At 61.0% G+C, this 22,955-nt stretch carries 16 protein-coding genes; 11 read left to right on the forward strand and 5 right to left on the reverse strand.

Features of this window, described 5'->3' with window-relative positions:
* Positions 1-164: 164 nt before the first annotated feature.
* Positions 165-2,906: an aconitate hydratase AcnA gene (gene acnA, locus QZH45_RS10860; RefSeq protein ID WP_024777900.1), complete on the reverse strand. Its 2,742-nt coding sequence runs from the start codon at positions 2,904-2,906 to the stop codon at positions 165-167.
* Positions 2,907-3,078: 172 nt separating this feature from the next.
* Here acnA and rlmM point away from each other — a divergent pair, with 172 nt between their 5' ends.
* On the forward strand, positions 3,079-4,182 hold the full coding sequence (gene rlmM, locus QZH45_RS10865) for a 23S rRNA (cytidine(2498)-2'-O)-methyltransferase RlmM (RefSeq protein ID WP_055135919.1): 1,104 nt from the start codon (positions 3,079-3,081) through the stop codon (positions 4,180-4,182).
* Positions 4,183-4,325: 143 nt separating this feature from the next.
* Positions 4,326-4,577, forward strand: a complete 252-nt coding sequence (tusA, locus tag QZH45_RS10870; protein ID WP_024777902.1) for a sulfurtransferase TusA — start codon at positions 4,326-4,328, stop codon at positions 4,575-4,577.
* Here tusA and QZH45_RS10875 read toward each other — a convergent pair.
* Complete coding sequence (locus QZH45_RS10875; protein ID WP_055135920.1) at positions 4,574-5,977, reverse strand: MATE family efflux transporter; 1,404 nt, start codon at positions 5,975-5,977, stop codon at positions 4,574-4,576. The genes tusA and QZH45_RS10875 overlap by 4 nt on opposite strands.
* A gap of 375 nt (positions 5,978-6,352) precedes the next feature.
* Here QZH45_RS10875 and pdxB point away from each other — a divergent pair, with 375 nt between their 5' ends.
* On the forward strand, positions 6,353-7,495 hold the full coding sequence (gene pdxB / locus QZH45_RS10880) for a 4-phosphoerythronate dehydrogenase PdxB (RefSeq protein WP_024777904.1): 1,143 nt from the start codon (positions 6,353-6,355) through the stop codon (positions 7,493-7,495).
* Between the two features lie 148 nt (positions 7,496-7,643).
* On the opposite strand, the gene QZH45_RS10885 is transcribed toward pdxB, so the two are convergent.
* Positions 7,644-7,823, reverse strand: a complete 180-nt coding sequence (locus QZH45_RS10885) for a PA1571 family protein (RefSeq protein WP_024777905.1) — start codon at positions 7,821-7,823, stop codon at positions 7,644-7,646.
* A gap of 292 nt (positions 7,824-8,115) precedes the next feature.
* On the opposite strand from QZH45_RS10885, the gene QZH45_RS10890 reads away from it, so the two are divergent.
* Positions 8,116-9,888, forward strand: coding sequence for an ABC transporter transmembrane domain-containing protein (locus QZH45_RS10890; protein WP_069018512.1), 1,773 nt, complete (start codon positions 8,116-8,118; stop codon positions 9,886-9,888).
* Positions 9,889-10,080: 192 nt separating this feature from the next.
* On the opposite strand, the gene QZH45_RS10895 is transcribed toward QZH45_RS10890, so the two are convergent.
* Positions 10,081-12,009: a transglycosylase SLT domain-containing protein gene (locus QZH45_RS10895; protein WP_055135169.1), complete on the reverse strand. Its 1,929-nt coding sequence runs from the start codon at positions 12,007-12,009 to the stop codon at positions 10,081-10,083.
* A gap of 213 nt (positions 12,010-12,222) precedes the next feature.
* On the opposite strand from QZH45_RS10895, the gene QZH45_RS10900 reads away from it, so the two are divergent.
* Entirely contained in the window at positions 12,223-14,139 is a 1,917-nt protein-coding gene (locus QZH45_RS10900) for an ATP-binding cassette domain-containing protein (RefSeq protein WP_055135168.1), read from the forward strand.
* 121 nt (positions 14,140-14,260) lie between these two features.
* Here the strand turns inward: QZH45_RS10900 and QZH45_RS10905 are convergent, their stop codons facing one another.
* A complete protein-coding gene (locus QZH45_RS10905) occupies positions 14,261-14,701 on the reverse strand; it encodes a universal stress protein (RefSeq protein WP_024777909.1) in 441 nt (146 codons plus the stop codon).
* Between the two features lie 102 nt (positions 14,702-14,803).
* On the opposite strand from QZH45_RS10905, the gene QZH45_RS10910 reads away from it, so the two are divergent.
* The 6 genes from QZH45_RS10910 (at position 14,804) to QZH45_RS10935 (ending at position 22,924) form a co-directional block, all read left to right on the forward strand.
* A complete protein-coding gene (locus tag QZH45_RS10910; RefSeq protein ID WP_024777910.1) occupies positions 14,804-15,241 on the forward strand; it encodes a hypothetical protein in 438 nt (145 codons plus the stop codon).
* 486 nt (positions 15,242-15,727) lie between these two features.
* Positions 15,728-17,875: a fatty acid oxidation complex subunit alpha FadB gene (fadB, locus tag QZH45_RS10915; RefSeq protein WP_024777911.1), complete on the forward strand. Its 2,148-nt coding sequence runs from the start codon at positions 15,728-15,730 to the stop codon at positions 17,873-17,875.
* A 30-nt stretch (positions 17,876-17,905) separates the two neighbouring features.
* Entirely contained in the window at positions 17,906-19,081 is a 1,176-nt protein-coding gene (gene fadA / locus QZH45_RS10920; protein WP_024777912.1) for an acetyl-CoA C-acyltransferase FadA, read from the forward strand.
* A gap of 108 nt (positions 19,082-19,189) precedes the next feature.
* Positions 19,190-19,426, forward strand: coding sequence for a DUF1653 domain-containing protein (locus QZH45_RS10925; protein WP_041020099.1), 237 nt, complete (start codon positions 19,190-19,192; stop codon positions 19,424-19,426).
* Positions 19,427-19,541: 115 nt separating this feature from the next.
* On the forward strand, positions 19,542-22,154 hold the full coding sequence (topA, locus tag QZH45_RS10930; protein ID WP_024777914.1) for a type I DNA topoisomerase: 2,613 nt from the start codon (positions 19,542-19,544) through the stop codon (positions 22,152-22,154).
* Between the two features lie 245 nt (positions 22,155-22,399).
* Entirely contained in the window at positions 22,400-22,924 is a 525-nt protein-coding gene (locus QZH45_RS10935) for a DUF6586 family protein (protein ID WP_024777915.1), read from the forward strand.
* The last annotated feature ends 31 nt before the right edge of the window (positions 22,925-22,955 follow it).

Below are 22,955 nucleotides of genomic sequence, written 5' to 3' on the forward strand. Positions count from 1 at the left end.
ATAAGCGGAGCGATACAAAAAGCGGTGATTGATCTGGTGATTGATACTTTTCAGCCAAGGACAGGGCTGTGGGAGCGGGCTTGCTCGCGAAAGCGCCGGGCCAGTCAATGCAGCAACAGAACGACTGCCTTCGCGAGCAAGCCCGCTTCTACAGGGATTGCGCTTTAACCGGCAATCAATTGCCGCAGGACGTAGTGCAGGATCCCGCCCGCCTTGAAATACTCCACTTCATTCAAGGTATCGATCCGACACAACACCTCGATCTGCTCCTGGCTACCGTCCTCGCGGGTGATCACCAGTGGCAGGTTCATCCGTGGCGTCAGTTCGACGTCGTTCAGGCCAAGGATGTCCACGGTTTCCTTGCCGGTCAGGTTCAGGCGCTTGCGGTTCTGGTCGAGCTTGAACTGCAACGGCAGTACGCCCATGCCCACTAGGTTGGAACGATGGATGCGCTCGAAGCTTTCGGCGATCACTGCTTTGACCCCCAGCAGGTTCGTACCCTTGGCTGCCCAGTCCCGACTGGAGCCGGTGCCATATTCCTGTCCCGCGATCACCACCAGCGGCGTGCCCTTGGCCTGATACAACATGGCGGCATCGTAGATCGGCATTCTTTCGCCGCTGGGAATGTAGATCGTGTTGCCGCCTTCCTCGCCGCCGAGCATTTCGTTGCGGATCCGGATGTTGGCAAACGTGCCGCGCATCATCACCTGATGATTACCGCGCCTTGAGCCGTAGGAGTTGAAATCCCGGGGCTCGACGCCCTGTTCACGCAGGTAGCGGCCAGCCGGACTGTCGGCCTTGATATTGCCGGCCGGGGAGATGTGGTCGGTGGTGACCGAATCGCCGAGCAGGGCCAGTACCCGGGCGCCTTCGATGTTGCGAATGGCCGGTGGCGGCCCGTCAATGCCGTCGAAGAAGGGCGGGTGCTGGATATAGGTCGAGTCCGGCTGCCAGACGTAGGTCGCCGCTTGCGGCACCTCGATGGCTTGCCATTGCTCGTCACCGGCAAACACGGCGGCATATTCCTTGTGGAACATGCTGGTGTCCACCCGGGCCACGGCTTCGGCGACTTCTTTGCTGCTGGGCCAGATGTCTCGCAGGTACACCGGATTGCCGTCGCGGTCGTTGCCCAGCGGTTCGCTGCTGATATCGATGCGCACGGTGCCGGCCAGGGCATAGGCCACCACCAGGGGCGGCGAGGCCAGCCAGTTGGTCTTGACCAGCGGATGTACGCGGCCTTCAAAGTTGCGGTTGCCCGACAGCACCGAGGCCACGGTCAGGTCGGCCTTCTGGATGGCTTTCTCGATTGGATCCGGCAGGGGGCCGGAGTTGCCGATGCAGGTGGTGCAGCCGTAGCCCACCAGGGCAAAGCCCAGTTGATCCAGATATTCGGTCAGGCCGGCGGCCTGGTAGTAATCTGTGACAACCTTCGAGCCCGGTGCCAGGGAACTCTTGACCCAGGGCTTGCGGGTCAGGCCTTTTTCCACGGCTTTTTTCGCCAGCAGCCCGGCGGCCATCATCACACTGGGGTTGGAGGTGTTGGTGCAGGAGGTAATGGCCGCGATCACCACCGCACCGTTTTTCAGGCGATGCGTGTGGCCTTCGAACTCGTACTCGGCCTCACCTACCTGATCGGCATTGCCCACCGCAACGCCACCGCCGCCTTCGCTTTCCAGGCGACCTTCTTCCTTGCTGGTGGGTTTGACCTGCAGTCCCAGGAAGTCGCTGAAAGCCTGGCCGACATTCGGCAGCGAAACCCGGTCCTGAGGGCGTTTCGGCCCGGCCAGGCTGGCTTCGACGCTGCCCATGTCCAGTTCCAGAGTGTCGGTGAACACCGGTTCCTTGCCAGGCAAGCGCCACAAGCCCTGGGCTTTGCAATAGGCTTCTACCAGTTTCACCGTGTCCGCCGGGCGCCCGGACAGGCGCAGGTAATCCAGAGTGACGTCGTCCACCGGGAAGAAGCCGCACGTGGCACCGTATTCCGGGGCCATATTGGCGATGGTGGCGCGGTCGGCCAGGGGCAGGTCGGCGAGGCCATCGCCATAGAACTCGACGAATTTGCCCACCACGCCTTTCTTGCGCAGCATCTGTGTGACGGTGAGGACCAGGTCGGTGGCGGTGATGCCTTCGCGCAGCTTGCCGATGAGTTTGAAACCGATGACCTCGGGAATCAGCATCGACACTGGCTGGCCGAGCATGGCCGCTTCGGCCTCGATCCCGCCGACGCCCCAGCCCAGCACACCCAGGCCATTGATCATGGTGGTGTGGGAGTCAGTGCCCACCAGCGTATCGGGGAAGGCATAGGTGCGACCGTCTTCCTCCTTGGTCCACACGGTGCGCCCCAGGTATTCGAGGTTGACCTGGTGGCAGATCCCGGTGCCCGGCGGCACCACGCTGAAGTTGGCGAAGGCGCTCTGGCCCCAGCGCAGGAAGGCGTAGCGTTCGCCGTTGCGCTGCATCTCGATGTCGACGTTCTGCTCGAACGCCTGGCGGCTGGCGAACTTGTCCACCATCACCGAGTGGTCGATCACCAGGTCCACCGGCGACAGCGGGTTGATCCGCTGGGGATCGCCACCGGCCTTCTCCACGGCGGCGCGCATGGCGGCGAGGTCGACCACGGCCGGGACGCCGGTGAAGTCTTGCATCAACACCCGTGCCGGGCGGTATTGGATCTCGCGGTCGGAACGACGTTCTTTCAGCCACCCGGCCAGTGCCTTGAGGTCGGCGCCGGTGACGGTTTTTTCATCTTCCCAGCGCAGCAGGTTTTCCAGCAGCACTTTCAGGGACATGGGCAGCTTGTCCAGGTCACCGAGGCTGCGGGCGGCGTCCGGCAGGCTGAAATAGTGGTAGACCTTGGCGTCGACCTGCAGTGTTTTAAGGGTTTTCAGGCTATCGAGGGATGGCATTGAAATCACTCCTTTGAGTCCGCACGGTTACGGACTGACGGGACGGACAGAGCCTTTAACCTAGCCCTGTTTCGAGCGTATGACTAATCACTGGACTCTATGGGCAGGTTCGGGGTTCCGAAGTCCGCTATCATGCGCCGATTTTCGTGACAGGCTTTGCTACGGAGTTTCAATGAACACGCTTTTCATGCACTGCCGGCCGGGCTTCGAAGGCGAGGTCTGTTCCGAGATCGCCGAACACGCCGCCAGGCTCAACGTAGCCGGCTATGCCAAGGCCAAACCGGCCAGTGCCTGCGCCGAATTCGTCTGCACCGAAGCGGACGGCGCCGAGCGGCTGATGTGCGGTCAGCGTTTCGCCGACCTGATTTTTCCGCGCCAGTGGGCGCGTGGTACCTTCATTGATCTGCCGGAAACCGACCGTATCAGTGTCATCCTGTCCCACATGGCGCAGTTTCCGGCCTGTGGCAGCGTGTGGCTGGAAGTGGTCGACACCAATGATGGCAAGGAACTGTCGAACTTCTGCAAGAAATTCGAAGGCCCGCTACGCAAGGCACTGACCGGTGCCGGCAAGCTGGTGGACGATCCGCACAAACCGCGCCTGCTGCTGACCTTCAAAAGTGGCCGTGAAGTGTTCCTGGGGCTGGCGGAGGCGAGCAACTCGGCGATGTGGCCCATGGGGATACCACGTCTGAAGTTCCCTCGGGAGGCGCCGAGTCGCTCCACCCTCAAGCTCGAAGAGGCCTGGCACCACTTTATTCCTCGGGATGAGTGGGATGAGCGCTTGCACAGTGATATGACCGGCGTGGACCTGGGGGCCGCGCCGGGCGGTTGGACCTGGCAACTGGTCAATCGCGGGATGCTGGTGACCGCCATCGACAACGGCCCGATGGCCGAAAGCCTGATGGACACCGGTCTGGTGCAACACCTGATGGCGGATGGCTTTACCTTCAAACCCAAGCAGCCGGTGGACTGGATGGTCTGCGACATCGTCGAAAAGCCGGCGCGTAATGCGGCGATGCTGGAAGAGTGGATCGGCGAGGGCCATTGTCGCGAGGCAGTGGTCAACCTCAAATTGCCGATGAAGCAGCGCTATGCCGAAGTGAAACGCCTGCTCGAACGCATTGCCGAGGGCTTCAAGGCCCGGGGGATCAAGGTGGAGATCGGGTGCAAGCAGCTGTACCACGACCGCGAAGAGGTGACGTGCCATTTGCGGCGGCTGGACAGCAAGAAGCCTGTGGGAACCAAGCCTGGTGGGAGCAAAGCTTGCTCGCGATGAGTCAACGCGGTCTTTCAGAATCGCGGCGCCCGCATCGCGGGCAAGCCTTGCTCCCACAACCTTGCTCCCACAGAACCGAAATATGCGGGCTTTGTTCCAACCCGACATTGCGCGACAATGCCGGCCAGTTTCAGGAGTAGACCATGAGTGAAATACACGACACGCCGGTCGACGGCACGCTGGATGCCACCGGCCTCAATTGTCCGGAGCCGGTGATGATGCTGCACCAGCACATCCGTGACCTGGTGCCGGGCGGGCTGTTGAAGGTGATTGCCACCGACCCCTCGACCCGCCGCGACATCCCCAAGTTCTGTGTGTTTCTTGACCACGAACTGGTGGCCCAGGACGAAGTGGACGGTACTTACCGCTACTGGATCCGCAAGAAGCTCGCTTAACTCGTCGAACGGCTGATGCGGATCTGCTTGCGCGCGCTGCGGGCCAGGCGGATCGACAGCATCAGCGCCGCGCAGCTCAAGCCCACGATCAGGCCTTGCCACAACCCGCTCGGGCCGCTGGCTGCGCCGAACCAATCGGTCAGGCCCAACGCATAACCCACCGGCAAGCCGATACCCCAATAGGCGAACAGGGTCAGGATCATCGTCACCCGGGTGTCCTGGTAACCACGCAACGCGCCGGCGGCGGTGACCTGGATGGCATCGGAAAACTGGAACAGCGCCGAGTATACGATCAGCATCGACGCAACCTCGATCACCACTGGGTCGGCGGTGTAGATCGCGGCGATGGAACCGCGCAGCGCCAACATCAGGCTCGCCGACAGGCAGGCATACGCCAGGGCCGCGCCCATGCCCACGCCAGCGGCGAAACGCGCCTCGCGAGGCTGGTCACGTCCCAGCGTCTGGCCGACCCGTACAGTCACGGCCATGGCCAGGGAGTAGGGAATCATGAACACCAGGGAACTGAAGTTCAGCGCGATCTGATGCCCGGCCACCACCGCGGCGCCGAGGCTGCCGATCAGCAGCGCAATTACCGCAAAAATGCTCGACTCGGCAAACACCGCGATGCCTATCGGCAGGCCGATGCCGAGCAGGCGTCGAATGACTGCCCATTGCGGCCAATCGAAGCCGCTGAACAAATGGCTCGACCGATAGGCCAGACCCCAGCGCGTCCAGCCGGCCATGCCCAGGGCCATGACCCACATCACGATAGCGGTGGCCCAGCCGCAACCGACGCCACCCATGGCCGGAACGCCCAAGTGCCCGTAGATGAAGATGTAGTTGAGCGGAATGTTCAGCGCCAACCCGCACAACCCCAGCACCATTGCCGGTCGCGTACGGCCCAGGCCGTCGCTGAAGCAGCGCAGTACATGGTACAGCGCCACTGCCGGCAGGCCGGTGCCGATCCCGCGCAGGTATTCCATGCAGGGACCGATCAGCTCCGGATCCACTTTCATGATGTGCAGGATCGGCTCGGCACTCAACAGCGCCAGCGTCGCGATCAACCCTACCACCAGCGCCAGCCACAGGGCCTGGCGCACCAACGGGCCGATCTCGTCGAAGGTTCCGGCACCGAAGCGCTGGGCGACTTTCGGCGTAGTGGCCAGCAGCGTGCCGGTCATCAACAGGAACACCGGCACCCAGATCGAGTTGCCCAACGCTACTGCCGCCAGGTCCCGTGGGCCGACACGTCCGGCCATCACCGCATCGACGAAGCCCATGGCGGTGGTCGCCAGTTGCGCCACCATGATCGGCAGCGCCAGGGCCAACAGTGTCTTGATCTCCAGGCGAACCCGGGCCGGGCGGGAGAGCAGGGTGGGGGTGTCGATCACGGGATTCACAGGGGAAACGTCCGAAAAAATAAGCGCAAGGCGGCGGATTCTACGCGTTGACGCAGTGGTCAGGAAAAAAGCTGTGTTGGGGATTTGTAAGCGGTCCCTTGGGTGCGCAACCTGTGGGAGCAAGGCTTATCCCAATGTCGGCAAAACCCGTGGGAGCAAAGCTTGCTCGCGATAGCGGTAAGTCAGCCAGCAATAATGTTGGCCGGCCTGCCGCTATCGCGAGCAAGTTTTGCTCCTACGGCTTAACTGACCGACATTGGGATAAGCCTTGCTCCCACAGAGAGCTGCGACTGCCCGCTCACCGTCATTCACTTCCGGTAATGCGCAGACACACCGGAACGCCTACACTGCCCACCCCGCCAAAGGAGCTTTGCCATGCTGATCGTCGCCGACGAAAACATTCCCCTGCTCGATGCCTTTTTCAAGGGTTTCGGTGAGATCCGCCGGGTGCCGGGGCGCGGCATCGACCGGGACATGGTCGCGCAGGCCGATGTGTTGCTGGTTCGCTCTGTCAGTCGGGTCAATCGTGAGTTGCTGGAAGGCAGCAACGTGCGCTTTGTCGGCACTTGCACCATAGGCACCGATCACCTGGACCTGGATTACTTCGCCGAGGCCGGTATTCGCTGGGCCAGTGCGCCGGGCTGCAATGCCCGGGGCGTGGTGGACTATGTGCTGGGCAGCCTGATGACCCTGGCTGAAATCGAAGGCGCGGACCTGGGCCAGCGCACCTTCGGCGTGGTTGGCGCAGGCCAGGTGGGCGGGCGCTTGGTCAATGTGCTCAAGGGCCTGGGCTGGGACGTGAAGGTGTGCGACCCACCCCGTCAGGCGGCCGAGGGCGGCGACTATGTGAGCCTGGAGCAGATCATCGAACAGTGCGACGTGATCAGTCTGCACACCCCCCTGACGCGTGACGGCGAGCAGCCGACCTGGCATCTGTTCGACGAGAAGCGCCTGAATAGCCTCAAACCCGGTACCTGGCTGATCAATGCGGCTCGCGGGCCCGTGATCGATAACACCGCGTTGCGCAACGTGCTGCTGGAGCGCGAAGACCTGCAAGCGGTGCTGGATGTCTGGGAGCAGGAGCCCACGGTGGATGTGGACCTGGCCGACCTGTGCGTGATTGCCACGCCGCACATTGCCGGTTACAGCCTCGATGGCCGCCAGCGCGGCACGGCGCAGATCTATGAGGCTTTGTGCGCGTTCCTGGAGGCACCGGTCGCGGTCAGCCTCGGCGATCTGCTGCCTCGCCCCTGGCTGGGCGGCGTCACCCTGGACGCAGCAACCGACCCTGCCTGGGCGCTGGCTGCGCTGTGCCGTGGCGTATACGACCCCCGTCGTGATGATGCGGACTTTCGCCGTAGCCTGGTGGGGACGACCAGCGAGCAGCGCAGTGCCTTCGATGCCCTGCGCAAACATTACCCGCCACGCCGGGAGGTCGACAGCTTGAAAGTACACATTGAAGGGCAATCAGCGGCGTTGCAGCAGATCGTGACCGCGCTGGGGGCCACCCTTGTCTAGGCACGGCCTTTGTGGGAAAGAAGGGCTGCTCCCGCTGACCCTGTAGGGTGCACCCGAGCGGGAGCAAGTTCCCTCGCCACAGGGCAGCACAGACCGAAGGCACAAAAAACCCGACATCAAGGTCGGGTTCAATCGAAGACGGGCTGTATCACTTTTGTTCGGCAGGCTTGACCAGTCGTTTTTCCAGTTCGCTGCAAGCTTTCTGGATCATTTCTTCCGTGATCGGTACTTCGCGCCCTTGCGCGTCGATGAACGAGCAGCCCAGGGACTGGTCCGGTTGCGTGCGGATCACTTGAATCTTGTCGTCGCTGCTGTGTTGCAAGGACATGGCCTGTCTCCTCGTCAGGTTGTGTGCCTAGTGGCCTTTATTCGAATCGGCCACGCAGGCCACTAATGTATTGTCGTCAGGTGACCGAGCCATGACACTCCTTGAAGGCCATGACGACAGTTCTACTCAAACAGAAACGCCAATACGTTTCCAGTCAGACTTTAGACCGATACCCTCTAGCGGATAGTCGTCGCGGTCATATTTAACCTGACTCATTCTGATTCAATAAGGTTCCGCCGCGCTTCGGTGCCGTTGACCGGTCCTTTTCCTGTTGCATTACTGGACGCTACTGATGCTTTCTTCCTTACATCGCCGGGCCATTGGCCTGGCCATTGGCTTTATCGCTCCTTACCGCAAACAGGTCGCCGGTGCATTGCTGGCGCTCATCGTCACGGCGGGCATCACCTTGTCCATGGGGCAGGGCATCCGGCTGTTGGTGGACCAAGGGTTCATGACGCGCTCTCCTCAACTGTTGAACCAGTCCATCGGCCTGTTCATGGTGCTGGTGATAGGCCTGGCGATCGGAACCTTTTCCCGGTTCTACCTGGTGTCGTGGATTGGCGAGCGCGTGGTGGCCGATATCCGGCGACAGGTTTTCAACCACCTGGTGTACCTGCACCCGGGGTTCTATGAAAACAACCGCAGCTCGGAGATCCAGTCACGGCTGACCGCCGATACCACGTTGTTGCAGTCGGTGATCGGTTCGTCCTTGTCGCTGTTCCTGCGCAATGCCCTGATGGTGATCGGCGGCATCGTGCTGTTGTTCATCACCAACCCCAAGCTCACCAGCATCGTGGCGATTGCCCTGCCGCTGGTGTTGGCGCCGATCCTGGTGTTCGGGCGTCGGGTGCGCAGCCTGTCCCGCCAGAGCCAGGACCGCATCGCCGATGTCGGCAGTTACGTTTCCGAAACCCTGGGCCAGATCAAGACCGTGCAGGCCTACAATCATCAGGTCCAGGATGAGCGTCGTTTTGCCGTCACGGTGGAGCAGGCGTTCGACACCGCCCGCAAACGCATCGCCCAGCGGGCCTGGCTGATCACCCTGGTGATCGTGCTGGTGCTGGGGGCGGTGGGCGTGATGCTCTGGGTGGGCGGCATGGACGTGATCGCCGGGCGGATTTCCGGCGGTGAGCTGGCGGCCTTCGTGTTCTACAGCCTGATCGTCGGCAGTGCGTTCGGTACACTGAGCGAGGTGATCGGCGAGCTGCAGCGGGCCGCCGGCGCGGCTGAGCGCATCGCTGAGTTGTTGCGATCGCAGAACATCATCCAGCCACCGACCTCGGATCTTGTAACGTTACCGGAGCGGGTCCGGGGCGATTTGCGTCTCGAAGGCGTGCGGTTCTCTTATCCGTCCCGACCGGAAAGCTATGCGCTCGATGGCCTGGACCTGACTGTCAACGCCGGCGAAACACTCGCCCTCGTCGGACCATCCGGTGCGGGCAAATCGACGGTGTATGACTTGTTGTTGCGTTTCTACGACCCGGCGCAAGGCCGGATTCTCATCGATGATGTGCCGCTGACCCGACTCGATCCCCTGGACCTGCGCCGTCATTTCGCCCTGGTCTCGCAAAATCCGGCCCTGTTTTTCGGCACCGTGGAAGAAAACATCCGCTACGGCAATCCCGACGCGACCGTCGAGCAGGTGCGCGAGGCGGCCCGGATTGCCCATGCCCACGACTTCATCGAAAAGATGCCCGATGGCTACCAGACCCACCTGGGGGACGCAGGGCTGGGGTTATCCGGTGGCCAACGCCAGCGCCTGGCCATCGCCCGGGCGCTGTTGGTGGACGCGCCGATCCTGCTGTTGGACGAAGCCACCAGCGCCCTTGACGCGCAGAGCGAACACCTGATCCAGCAAGCCCTGCCCAATCTGATGAAGAATCGCACCACCCTGGTCATAGCCCACCGCCTGGCCACGGTGAAGAACGCCGACCGGATCGCGGTGATGGACCAGGGCAGGGTGGTGGCGGTGGGTACGCATCAGGAGCTGGTGGCCAGCAATGAGCTGTACGCGCGGTTGGCGGCGTTGCAGTTCAATGTGGGGCATGCGGCGGTAGCCGACTGAACACGCACACCGGTGGGCGCGAGCCTGCTCGCGATGACGGCGGCATATTCAACATTGATGCAAGCTGACCCGCCGCTATCGCGAGCAGGCTCGCTCCCACAGGGGATTGTGGGGATAAAGCTGACCATAAAAAATGCCCGTATCGTTTGATACGGGCATTTTTGTTTTCAGGCATGGCTTGTCGCTTGAGCCTCACTGATCGTCAAAATACCGCTCATGCCAGTCCACCAGCGGTTGCGGCGAGTTGAGTTTCTGGCCGTAGATCACCGAGTACGACAAAACGTTCTGCACGTACTGGCGGGTTTCGTCGAAGGGGATGCTTTCGACCCAGACGTCGAAGCTCAGGTGGTCGGCGCCGCGCAGCCACTGGCGTACGCGACCCGGGCCGGCGTTGTAGGCGGCCGAGGCCAGGACACGGTTGCCGTTGAACTGACTGTGGACCTGGCTCAGGTACGCTGAGCCGATCTCGATATTCTTGTCCGGATCCAGCACCTGTCTGGGCGAGGCCAGGGGAATGCTGAACTTGCGCGCGGTTTCCTTGGCGGTGCCGGGCATCAGTTGCATCAGGCCGGTGGCACCAACGCCGGAGCGGGCGTCGTCCATGAAGGCGCTTTCCTGGCGGGTGATCGCGAACACCCAGCTTGAATGCAGGCCACGAGCCTTGGCTTCGCGCACCAGGGTATCGCGATGCGCCATCGGGAAGCGGATGTCCAGATCGTCCCAGTACTTGGCCTGACTGATGGTGCGGATGGCCGGGAAATACCATTTCAGATCGTAGGCCAGCTTCGCCTGGGCGACCATTTCGTCGCGGTTGAAATGCCGGCTGACGTGATACCACTCGCGGCGCCCGTCGACGATCTGCCCACGGGCATGGAACTCCAGGGCGCGGCGAATGCCAGGCGTGTTGCGCACTTTGTTGATCAGTGCCTGGCTCAGCACCAGGGGCTTGTTGGCGAGTGAGTAGGGCGATTGGGAGCGGTCCGCGGCCAGAAAGCCGTAGAAGTCCCGCTCGCGGGCAAGATGTTTGTAAAGCGTCAACGCTTCGGGGTTCTGCGGTTGAGCCAGTTCCAGGCTGCGAGCCTGCCAGTAGCGCCAGCGGTTGGTGCTGGCCAGTGACTCGGGCAGGCGACGGGTCAATTGATAGGCGTCGTTCCAGCGGCCCAGGCGCAGGAGCAGGCGCAGGCGCCACTCCGAAACAGTGTCGTCCCGCAGCTCCGGGTCATATTGAGTCATCACGTCGAGGGCGCGACTGTCGAAGCGCTTGGCCAGGGTCAGGCCGATCTCCCGGGCGATGGCGACTTTTTCGTCGCGGGAAAAATGCATGGTGCTGGCGTAGCCATCCAGCAATGCCATGGCTTTATCCGGATCCTGGCGGGCGAGGCGACGCAGGCCGAGGCTGACGATGTCCGACATCGGCTCATCGGCCGGGACGAAGCGTGAGGGCTGGTTGAGCAGTTCGGGTTTCTGCGCCACGTCCACCAGCAATTTGCCGCGAGGGGCGAGGGTGACCAGGCCGCTGACCAGGCTGTTGGCCAGTGGATAGTTGCGGGCCTGAGCCGCCAGTTTGGCACGCTCCCAGCGTTTCTGCTCGGTCAACTGGCCTTGGGAGGCCCACAGGCCGAACAGCGCGTCACAGGCCTGCGGCTGGGATTTTCCGGTGAGCCAGAGCTTTTCGGTGTTGGCGTAGCCCTCGGCCTTGAGGCCATGGCTGAGCTGATATTGGGCGTTAAGGCAGTCCAGCTCGGTGAAGTTGAGCTTGGGGTCGTAGTATTTGACGAAGGTTGCCCAGTCGCCGCGTTCGGCCAGCCAGCGCAGCCAGCGCAGTTTCATCCAGTTGGCCTGGGGCAGGTCGCCATGTTCGGCAAGAAACTTCTCGATTTCGGCGTTGCTCGCGCTCTTGAGGCGAGCGGTCAGTTCGTCGTAGGCCAGGTACGGTTCCAGTGGATAATCGCGCAGGGCCTGGCTGTAACGGAAATAGGGGCCGGTATCACCCTTGGCCAGGGCCCGCTTTGCTTCATCGTAATACTGGCGCTGGGTGGAAATATCCACTGCGTGAGCGGCTTGGGCAGCAGTGGCGCATATGAAAAAACAAGACAAAACAGTAATAAGGCGACTGCGCATGAGACATCCGGGCAGAAAAAACATGAAAAGCCCAAGGGAGAACCCAGGGTAACTGCCTGTAGCTTAGCCTTTTGCCAGCAACCGGCGAAAGCTTTGCGGGGCCGTCGGCGCAAGTTCGCAACATTTGTTATGCAGAGTGATTCAACGACGAAAATGGCGGACCCCTGAAGTCGCATCTCAGGTAGAATGCGCGCCCGGTTTTTGGAGAAGCTCATGACCCTGCTCAAATTCAGCGATGTGTCCCTTGCTTTCGGCGCGATGCCGTTGTTGGACAAGGTGTCCTGGCAGATCGCCCGTGGTGAGCGGGTGTGCATCATCGGTCGCAACGGCACCGGCAAGTCCAGCATGATGAAGCTGGTCAAGGGCGACCAGAAGCCCGATGACGGCTCGGTCTGGCGTGCCCCCGGCCTGAAGATCGGTGAGCTGCCCCAGGAACTGCCGCTGGCCGACGAGCGGACAGTGTTCGATGTGGTTGCCGAGGGCCTGGACGGTGTCGGCGCGCTGCTGGCCGAATATCACCACCTGAGCCAGAACATCGTCACCGATGCCGACCTGGAAAAACTGATGCATGTGCAGCACGACCTCGAAGCCCGCGATGGCTGGCGTCTGCAGCAACTGGTCGACAGCACCCTGAGCCGCCTGCAACTGCCGGCCGACAAGACCCTTGCCGAGTTGTCCGGTGGCTGGCGTCGTCGCGTCCTGCTGGCCCAGGCCCTGGTCTCCGAGCCGGACCTGCTCTTGCTCGACGAACCGACCAACCACCTGGATATCGGCGCCATTGCCTGGCTTGAAGAAGCCTTGAAGGATTTCCAGGGGGCGGTGCTGTTCATCACCCACGACCGTTCCTTCCTGCAGAACCTGGCGACTCGCATCCTTGAACTGGACCGTGGCGGCCTGATCGACTGGAACGGCGACTACGCCAGTTTCCTGGTGCACAAGGAAGCGGTGCTGGCGGCGGAAGAAACCGCCAACGCTTTGTTCGACAAGCGCCTGGCCCAGGAAGAAGTCTGGATCCGCCAGGGCATCAAGGCCCGTCGTACCCGTAACGAAGGTCGCGTACGCGCCCTCAAGGCCCTGCGCGTCGAGCGCAGCGAGCGTCGCGAGCGCACCGGCAAGGCCAACATCCAGCTGGAAACGGCTGAAAAATCCGGTAAGCAGGTGATGGTGCTGGAAAACGTCAGCTTCGCCCATCCAGGCGGACCGTTCCTGGTCAGGGACTTCTCCATGGTCCTGCAGCGCGGCGACCGCATCGGCCTGCTGGGCGCCAATGGCACCGGCAAGACCACCTTGCTCAAGCTGATGCTCGGTGGCCTGGTCCCGAGCAGCGGCAAGGTGGAAGAGGGGACGAAGATCGACGTCGCCTACTTCGATCAGTTGCGTCACCAACTGGACCTGGAAAAGACCGTGATCGACAACGTGGCCGAAGGCCGCGACTTCATCGATATTGATGGCCAGAGCCGCCATGTATTGAGCTACCTGGGTGATTTCCTGTTCAGCCCCCAGCGTGCCCGTACCCCGGTCAAGGCGTTGTCCGGCGGCGAGCGCGCCCGTCTGCTGCTGGCGAAGCTGTTCAGCAAGCCGGCGAACCTGCTGGTGCTCGATGAACCGACCAACGACCTGGACGTGGAAACCCTCGAGTTGCTGGAGGAGGTGCTGCTGACCTTCAACGGCACCGTGCTGATGGTCAGCCACGACCGGGCATTCCTCGATAACGTGGTCACCAGCACCCTGGTGTTCGAAGGTGAAGGTCAGGTTCGCGAATACGTCGGCGGGTATCAGGACTGGCTGCGCCAGGGCGGCTCGCCGCGCCTTCTGGGCGTTACCGAGAGCAAGTCCGGCAAGGCCGACTTGAATTCGGCCGTGGTCAAGGGCGAGCCTGCTCCGGTAGCTGCCGCAGTCCAGGCCCCGGCCAAGAAGAAGCTCAGCTACAAGCTGCAGCGCGAGCTGGAAGCGTTGCCGGGTGATATCGATGCCAAGGAAGCGCAGATCACCGCAGTGCAGGCCGAGATGGCCGATGCCGGTTTCTACCAGCGACCGGCTGCGGAAACCGCCAAGGTGATTGCGCACCTGGAGCAGTTGCAGGCTGAGCTGGATGCGCTGGTGGAGCGTTGGGCCGAGCTGGATGCCTGATTTGAAAGGCGGCCCTTTGTGGGAGCGAACCTGCTCGCGATAGCGGTGTGTCAGCTGACAGCGGTGTCGACTGTGCTGGCGCCATCGCGAGCAGGCTCGCTCCCGCGGGGGCTCATGGTGGTTATGCGCGCTTGACCAGGTGCACCGCCAGTACATCGCAAGGCGCGCCATGCAGCACGTCGTTGGCGGTGGAGCCCAGCAGCAACGCCAGGCCATGGCGACCGTGACTGCCGACCACGATCAGGTCGCAGCCCTGCTCCTTGGCCAAATGATGGATCTCCTGGCGCGGCTGGCCATAGGTCAAGTGGCTGTTCTCCCGTTTCAAGTCCGGGTATTTCACGATCAGGCGATCAAGGCGTTCCTTGGCCTGATCGAACTGCTGTTGCTGCAGTTGGGAAAGGTCCATGGGGACATCACCACCAAAGGCCATTGCCATCGGCTCGACGATATGCACCAGTGACAGCTTGGTTTCTCGGCCATCGCACAGGGCGCGAGCACGTTTGATGACGGGATCGCATTCTTCAGTGAGGTCGACGGCGACCAGGATGTGTTCGTAATACATGAAAAGCACTCCAGAGAATGGCGATACGGTTAAGTATGGCTGGTTTCAAGCGCATTGACGGCGACAGGGGTCAATGGCTCATCAGAATTCGGGAGTACTGATATGACGGTCTGGATAGTGGTGTCAATCCTGTTGGTGGTATTGAGCCCCCTGGCATGGTTGCGTCCGTCCCGTGTACAGAGCGGTCGCATGGCCCTTCGCATGGAGGCCCGTCGCCTCGGCCTGGCCATGCAATTGGCCCCCCAGGAGTGGCCGCACTGGCTCGATCCCCAGCCTCCAAACCCCTGCGCGCAGTACCATCGGCCCCGGCGTGGCAAGCAGCCAGCCTGTTGGAGTTACTGGCAGAGCGCGCCGGGCGTCTGGGTCAACCAATGGCGGGAAGTTTGTCAGGATGAGTCGTTACTCGAGCATTTTCGGAAATTGCCGGCCAACGTCTACAAGATCGAAGCCGACCGGCAAATGATCACCTTGTACTGGGGCGAGAAGGGCGAAGCCGTTGTTTTGCAGGATATTGCCGCAGTGCTCAAGGCCCTGGCCTGACGCAAAAAAAGCCCGACAGTCTCGTCGGGCGGGTTGGCCAGGCAGGCCGTAAACCATTCAAAACCGGGCGTTCGTTCGTAACGTCCTTGCGCCAAGCGCTTCGATCACCTATCCGCCAGCATAGCCGGTTGCATTCTCCACGCCCGGAATTAGGGCGACTTTTCTAATTATTGATTCTATGAATGTCTCGACATGCAGCGTTTTGTTGCGGATCTGCAGGGTAATGGAAATGACCGTCAAGTCGCGCCCGAGGCCTTGTTTAGGGCGATTGACAATTGTCGGAAATTCCGTGAAGGTGACGTACCCAAATCAAACGGGCGTATGAATTGAGCGTTTGTATTTTCCGAACGTTCCTACAGAACCCCGACTATCGCGTTGACGGGTGTGCCTGGCGGATTGGCGTAGCATCGACGGTAACGTCAATGCCGAACCAGTGGTCAGCGTTCAACGTGTACTGTTCAGCTTCCATATCGTGGAGATCAGTTGATGATTTACGAAGGTAAAGCCATCACGGTTAAGGCTCTTGAAAGCGGCATCGTCGAACTGAAGTTCGATCTCAAGGGTGAGTCCGTCAACAAGTTCAATCGTCTAACCCTGAATGAATTGCGTCAGGCTGTGGACACTATCAAGGCAGACGCTTCGATCAAGGGTGTGATCGTCAGCAGCGGCAAGGACGTATTTATCGTCGGTGCCGACATCACCGAATTCGTCGACAACTTCAAGCTGCCCGATGCCGAACTGATCGCTGGCAACCTCGAAGCCAACCGTATTTTCAGCGACTTCGAAGATCTCAACGTACCGACCGTCGCAGCCATCAACGGCATTGCCCTGGGTGGCGGCCTGGAAATGTGCCTGGCAGCGGACTTTCGCGTGATGTCTTCCGCCGCCAAGATCGGCCTGCCGGAAGTCAAGCTGGGCATCTATCCGGGCTTCGGCGGTACCGTGCGCCTGCCGCGCCTGATCGGTGCCGACAACGCCATCGAATGGATTGCCGCCGGCAAGGAAAACCGTGCTGATGACGCGCTGAAAGTCGGCGCCGTGGATGCGGTGGTCGAACCTGGCAAGCTCCAGCAAGCGGCCCTTGAAACGATCAAGCGCGCCATCAGCGGCGAGTTCGACTACAAGGCCAAGCGTCAGCCGAAGCTGGAGAAGCTCAAGCTCAATGCCATCGAGCAGATGATGGCCTTCGAAACTGCCAAGGGTTTCGTGGCCGGTCAGGCGGGCCCGAATTACCCGGCTCCGGTCGAAGCGATCAAGACCATCCAGAAAGCCGCGAACTTCGGTCGTGACAAGGCCCTGGAAGTCGAAGCCGCCGGTTTCGTCAAACTGGCCAAGACCTCGGCGGCACAGAGCCTGATCGGTCTGTTCCTCAATGACCAGGAACTGAAGAAAAAGGCCAAGGCCTACGACGAAATCGCCCGTGACGTGAAGCAGGCCGCCGTGTTGGGCGCCGGCATCATGGGTGGCGGTATCGCCTATCAGTCGGCATCCAAAGGCACGCCGATCCTGATGAAGGACATCAACGAACACGGCATCGAACAGGGCCTGGCCGAAGCCGCCAAGCTGCTGGTGGGACGCGTCGATAAAGGCCGCATGACCGCGGCGAAGATGGCCGAAGTGCTCAACGGTATTCGTCCGACCCTGTCCTATGGCGATTTCGGCCATGTCGACCTGGTGGTCGAAGCGGTCGTCGAGAACCCTAAGGTCAAGCAAGCGGTATTGGCTGAAGTCGAAGACAAGGTCAAGGAAGACACGATCCTCGCGTCGAACACCTCGACCATTTCCATTTCTCTGCTGGCCAAGGCCCTCAAGCGTCCGGAAAACTTCGTCGGCATGCACTTCTTCAACCCGGTGCACATGATGCCGCTGGTGGAAGTGATCCGTGGCGAGAAGTCCAGCGAACTGGCCGTTGCCACCACTGTTGCCTACGCCAAGAAAATGGGCAAGAACCCGATCGTCGTCAACGACTGCCCGGGCTTCCTGGTCAACCGCGTGCTGTTCCCGTATTTCGGCGGTTTCGCCAAATTGGTCAGCGCTGGCGTGGACTTCGTGCGCATCGACAAGATCATGGAAAAATTCGGCTGGCCGATGGGCCCGGCGTACCTGATGGACGTGGTCGGTATCGACACCGGTCACCACGGTCGCGACGTCATGGCTGAAGGCTTCCCGGACCGCATGAAGGACGACCGTCGTTCGGCTGTCGACGTGCTCTACGAAGCCAAGCGCCTGGGTCAGAAGAACGGCAAGGGTTTCTACGCCTACGAGACCGACAAGCGCGGCAAGCAGAAGAAAGTGGCCGATCCGTCGGTGCTGGAAGTGCTCAAACCGATCGTTTACGAGCAGCGCGAAGTCACCGACGAGGACATCATCAACTGGATGATGATCCCGCTGTGCCTCGAAACCGTGCGTTGCCTGGAAGACGGCATTGTCGAAACCGCCGCCGAAGCCGACATGGGTCTGGTCTACGGTATCGGTTTCCCTCCATTCCGTGGCGGTGCGCTGCGCTACATCGATTCGATCGGTGTGGCCGAGTTCGTTGCCCTGGCTGACCAGTACGCTGATCTGGGCGCGCTGTACCACCCCACCGCGAAGCTGCGTGAAATGGCCAAGAACGGCCAGAGCTTCTTCGGTTAAGCGCCCAACGACTAGAGCGAGAGAACATTTATGAGCTTGAATCCTAGAGACGTCGTGATTGTCGACTTCGGTCGTACGCCGATGGGCCGCTCCAAGGGCGGCATGCACCGTAACACTCGCGCCGAGGATATGTCGGCGCACCTGATCAGCAAACTGCTCGAGCGCAACGTCAAAGTCGACCCGAATGAAGTCGAGGACGTGATCTGGGGCTGTGTGAACCAGACTCTGGAGCAGGGCTGGAACATCGCCCGCATGGCCTCGCTGATGACTCAGATCCCTCACACTGCGGCCGGTCAGACCGTCAGCCGCCTGTGCGGTTCGTCCATGAGCGCGCTGCACACCGCCGCCCAGGCGATCATGACCGGTAACGGTGATGTGTTCGTCGTCGGCGGCGTCGAGCACATGGGCCACGTGAGCATGATGCATGGCGTCGATCCGAACCCGCACATGTCGCTGTACGCGGCAAAAGCCTCGGGCATGATGGGCCTGACCGCGGAAATGCTTGGCAAAATGCACGGCATTACCCGCGAACAGCAGGACGCCTTCGGCGTGCGCTCCCACCAACTCGCCCACAAGGCGACCGTGGAAGGCAAGTTCAAGGATGAAATCATCCCGATGCAGGGTTACGACGAGAACGGTTTCCTGAAACTGTTCGACTACGACGAAACCATTCGTCCGGAAACCACCCTTGAAAGCCTGGCGAGCCTCAAGCCTGCCTTCAACCCGAAGGGCGGCACCGTGACAGCCGGTACTTCGTCGCAGATCACTGACGGTGCTTCGTGCATGATTGTGATGTCGGCCCAGCGTGCCCAGGACCTGGGCATCCAGCCGATGGCGGTGATCCGTTCGATGGCCGTGGCGGGTGTGGACCCGGCGATCATGGGCTATGGTCCAGTACCGGCGACGCAGAAAGCCTTGAAGCGTGCCGGCCTGAGCATTGCCGATATCGACTTCTTCGAGCTCAACGAAGCGTTCGCCGCACAGGCCCTGCCCGTGCTGAAAGATCTGAAAGTGCTCGACAAGATGAACGAGAAGGTTAACCTGCACGGCGGCGCGATCGCCCTGGGTCACCCGTTCGGTTGCTCGGGTGCGCGTATCTCCGGCACGTTGCTGAACGTCATGAAACAGAACGGCGGCACTTTTGGCGTGTCCACCATGTGCATTGGCCTCGGCCAGGGCATCGCCACTGTCTTCGAACGCGTCTAAGCGTTGCGTCGATGGAAGCCGGGGCCAAGTGCCCCGGTTTTTTGTTTTTCCGGGTTTAATAAAAAAATTTTGTTTTTATTTTGAAAAGATTTCAGTGAGGGCCAAAACATGCCGATACAACCTGGGCTCTACCAGCATTACAAAGGTCCGCAGTACCGCGTATTCAGCATTGCGCGGCATTCCGAAACCGAGGAAGAAGTGGTCTTTTATCAAGCCCTGTATGGTGATTACGGCTTTTGGGTGCGTCCCTTGAGCATGTTCCAGGAGTCCGTCGAGGTTGACGGCGAACAAGTGCCGCGCTTTGCTTTGGTGCAGGCCGAAGAAAGCATTTTCCCCAAGCCTTGAGGCCAACCTGCGGGCAACCCTGCGCTTGACCTCACCTTGCAGCCACTATATATAGCGGTGCCGCGTCAGGCGCCAACCGCCTTTCACTTTTTAGAATTCAGGAATTTTCTGATCCATGGGCAAATCGCTGGTCATTGTGGAATCCCCGGCTAAGGCCAAGACCATCAACAAGTATCTGGGCAACCAATACGTGGTGAAGTCGAGTATCGGCCATATCCGAGACCTGCCCACCAGCGGTTCGGCTAGCGCCAGCAAGGAGCCAGCCGCCAAGCGCGGCAAGGCGGCTGCTGGTGAAGCGCCGGCGCTGTCGCCAAAGGAAAAGGCGCGCAAGCAGCTGGTCTCACGCATGGGTGTCGATCCGGAACATGGCTGGAAAGCCAAGTACGAGATCCTCCCGGGCAAGGAAAAGGTCATCGAGGAGCTGCGCCGGCTCGCCAAGGATGCCGACATCATCTATCTCGCGACGGACTTGGACCGCGAAGGGGAAGCCATTGCCTGGCACCTGCGCGAAGCCATTGGTGGCGATGACAGCCGCTACAAGCGCGTGGTGTTCAACGAAATCACCAAGAAGGCCATTCAGGAGGCGTTCTCCGAGCCGGGTGAGCTGGACATCGATCGGGTCAATGCTCAGCAGGCGCGTCGCTTCCTCGATCGCGTGGTGGGCTACATGGTCTCGCCATTGCTGTGGGCCAAGATCGCCCGTGGCCTGTCGGCCGGGCGGGTGCAGTCGGTGGCTGTAAAGCTGGTGGTGGAGCGCGAGCGGGAGATCCGTGCGTTCATCCCTGAAGAGTATTGGGAAGTCCATGCGGACCTTGGCACAGCCAAAGGCGCCAGCGTGCGCTTCGAAGTGGCCCGGGAGAAGGGCGAAGCCTTCAAGCCACTGAACGAAGCCCAGGCCATGGCTGCCCTGGAGAAGCTCAAGGCTTCCACCTACAGCATCGTCAAGCGCGAAGACAAGCCGACCAGCAGCAAGCCATCGGCACCGTTCATCACGTCCACGCTGCAACAGGCCGCGAGCAACCGCCTGGGCTTCGGTGTGAAGAAAACCATGATGATGGCCCAGCGTCTGTATGAAGCCGGCTACATCACCTATATGCGTACCGACTCCACCAACCTCTCGGCCGATGCCGTGGCGATGGCGCGTACTTATATAGAAAGCGAGTTCGGCAAGAAGTACCTGCCGGACACGCCAAACGTCTACAGCAGCAAGGAAGGCGCACAAGAGGCTCACGAAGCGATTCGTCCTTCCGATGCCAACACCGAGCCAAGCAAGTTGTCGGGCATGGAGCGCGATGCCGAGCGTCTCTACGAGCTGATCTGGCGCCAGTTTCTGGCTTGCCAGATGCTGCCGGCGCAGTACCTGTCCACCACCGTCAGCGTCGGTGCCGGAGATTTCGAGCTGCGCGCCAAAGGCCGTATTCTGAAGTTCGACGGTTATACCCGCGTCATGCCGCAGATTACCAAGCCTGGGGACGACGACGTCTTGCCGGATATGGCCCAGGGTGACGTGATGAAGCTGATCAAGCTTGATCCGACCCAGCATTTCACCAAGCCGCCGGCCCGTTACTCCGAAGCCAGCCTGGTCAAGGAGATGGAAAAACGCGGTATCGGTCGTCCTTCGACCTATGCGGCGATCATTTCGACTATCCAGGATCGCGGCTACGTTGCGCTGCACAACCGTCGCTTCTATTCGGAAAAGATGGGTGACATCGTTACCGAGCGATTGTCCGAAAGCTTCTCGAACCTGATGGACTACGGTTTCACCGCCGGCATGGAAGAGCATCTCGACGATGTGGCCCAAGGGGAGCGGGACTGGAAGAACGTCCTCGACGAGTTCTACGGCGACTTCAAGAAAAAACTCGAAGTGGCTGAAAGCCCTGACAGCGGCATGCGGGCCAACCAGCCGGTGATGACCGATATTCCATGCCTGACATGTGGTCGTCCGATGCAGATCCGTACGGCGTCCACCGGCGTCTTCCTGGGCTGCTCGGGCTACAGCCTGCCGCCCAAAGAGCGCTGCAAGGCGACGGTCAACCTGGTGCCGGGCGACGAAATCGCCGCGGACGATGAGGGTGAGTCCGAATCCCTGGTGTTGCGTGGCAAGCATCGCTGCCCGATCTGCAGCACGGCGATGGATGCCTATCTGCTGGACGAAAAGCGCAAGCTGCACATCTGCGGTAACAACCCGGATTGCGCGGGCTACGAGATCGAAGAGGGCACGTATCGCATCAAGGGCTACGAAGGACCAAGCCTGGAATGCGACAAGTGTGGCAGCGAGATGCAGCTCAAGACCGGCCGTTTCGGCAAGTTCTTCGGCTGCACCAACCCGACCTGCAAGAACACTCGCAAGCTGCTCAGGAGCGGTGACGCCGCGCCGCCGAAGATGGACCCGGTGAAGATGCCGGAGCTCAAGTGCGAGAAGGTCAACGACACCTACATCCTGCGTGATGGTGCGTCCGGCCTGTTCCTGGCGGCCAGTCAGTTCCCGAAGAACCGCGAGACCCGCGCACCCTTGGTGATGGAGATCGTGCCGCACAAGGACGAGATCGATCCGAAGTACCATTTCCTCTGCGAAGCACCGCAGAAGGATCCGGATGGCCGCCCGGCGGTGATTCGCTACAGCCGCAAGACCAAGGAGCAGTACGTGCAGACCGAGGTCGACGGCAAGCCTACGGGCTGGAAGGCGTACTACGACGGCGGTAAATGGACGGTGGAAGACAAGCGCTGATTGATGGAGGCAGGGGGCTTCCCCTGTGCCGATCAGTCAAGCAAACAACTGTGGGAGCGAGCCTGCTCGCGATAGCGGTGAATCAGGCAACATTGATGCTGATTGTTGCGCCGCTATCGCGAGCAGGCTCGCTCCCACAGGGTATCGCTTGATCCTTTGACTGTATTTGGCTTGCAGTGGTCTTGGTTGATCCATGACACTGTCGCCCTTGCGTGAAGCTTTCATGTCGTTGGGAGAATGCCGTCATGGCCCACGAGCTCTATACCCGCACCAACCAGAAAATCTACTTCGCCGGCCTGTCGCTCGAAGCGCTCGCCAGGACCGAGGATGGGCGCGCGATGAACTCCCCGGCGCTGCTCCAGGCCGGACGCGAGTCGGCCCTGTTTCACCTGTACGGTGCGTTACTGGGCTTGTGCCATGAAATAGCCGGTTTCTATCGGCTTCCCCTGGCGAGCGCCCCACGGGCCGAACTGTTGCTGACCCGGGAGGTGTTGCAGGACATTGCCATCCCGGAATTGGCTGAAATGATCGAGCTGGCTCATAACCCGGAAACCTGGCTGGCCAAGTTGCTGGCAGCCCACGCGGCGCTGTTCCAGCCACCACGGGCTCCTCGCAAGCCCAAGGGTGACGTGACCCAGCCATTGATCGTGGCGGTCAATCTGGATGAAGAAGAGCCGGAGCAGGAGCTCAGTCGGGAAGAGCTGGAGAGCTGGCGTCAGAACCTCAAGAGCCTGGCGTTGCGCTTCCGTGAAGGGTTGAACGAGTGCTGAAATTTCTTTCAGCCCAAGCCCCTCATTGATA

Source organism: Pseudomonas corrugata, from assembly GCF_050920615.1.
GTDB classification, from domain to species: domain Bacteria; phylum Pseudomonadota; class Gammaproteobacteria; order Pseudomonadales; family Pseudomonadaceae; genus Aquipseudomonas; species Aquipseudomonas corrugata.

Coding starts and splice junctions, on each gene's coding strand:
- acnA (WP_024777900.1), bottom strand. CDS start 2,906: ATGCCATCCCTCGATAGCCTGAAAACCCTTAAAACACTGCAGGTCGAC.
- rlmM (WP_055135919.1), top strand. CDS start 3,079: ATGAACACGCTTTTCATGCACTGCCGGCCGGGCTTCGAAGGCGAGGTC.
- tusA (WP_024777902.1), top strand. CDS start 4,326: ATGAGTGAAATACACGACACGCCGGTCGACGGCACGCTGGATGCCACC.
- pdxB (WP_024777904.1), top strand. CDS start 6,353: ATGCTGATCGTCGCCGACGAAAACATTCCCCTGCTCGATGCCTTTTTC.
- QZH45_RS10885 (WP_024777905.1), bottom strand. CDS start 7,823: ATGTCCTTGCAACACAGCAGCGACGACAAGATTCAAGTGATCCGCACG.
- QZH45_RS10890 (WP_069018512.1), top strand. CDS start 8,116: ATGCTTTCTTCCTTACATCGCCGGGCCATTGGCCTGGCCATTGGCTTT.
- QZH45_RS10895 (WP_055135169.1), bottom strand. CDS start 12,009: ATGCGCAGTCGCCTTATTACTGTTTTGTCTTGTTTTTTCATATGCGCC.
- QZH45_RS10900 (WP_055135168.1), top strand. CDS start 12,223: ATGACCCTGCTCAAATTCAGCGATGTGTCCCTTGCTTTCGGCGCGATG.
- QZH45_RS10905 (WP_024777909.1), bottom strand. CDS start 14,701: ATGTATTACGAACACATCCTGGTCGCCGTCGACCTCACTGAAGAATGC.
- QZH45_RS10910 (WP_024777910.1), top strand. CDS start 14,804: ATGACGGTCTGGATAGTGGTGTCAATCCTGTTGGTGGTATTGAGCCCC.
- fadB (WP_024777911.1), top strand. CDS start 15,728: ATGATTTACGAAGGTAAAGCCATCACGGTTAAGGCTCTTGAAAGCGGC.
- fadA (WP_024777912.1), top strand. CDS start 17,906: ATGAGCTTGAATCCTAGAGACGTCGTGATTGTCGACTTCGGTCGTACG.
- QZH45_RS10925 (WP_041020099.1), top strand. CDS start 19,190: ATGCCGATACAACCTGGGCTCTACCAGCATTACAAAGGTCCGCAGTAC.
- topA (WP_024777914.1), top strand. CDS start 19,542: ATGGGCAAATCGCTGGTCATTGTGGAATCCCCGGCTAAGGCCAAGACC.
- QZH45_RS10935 (WP_024777915.1), top strand. CDS start 22,400: ATGGCCCACGAGCTCTATACCCGCACCAACCAGAAAATCTACTTCGCC.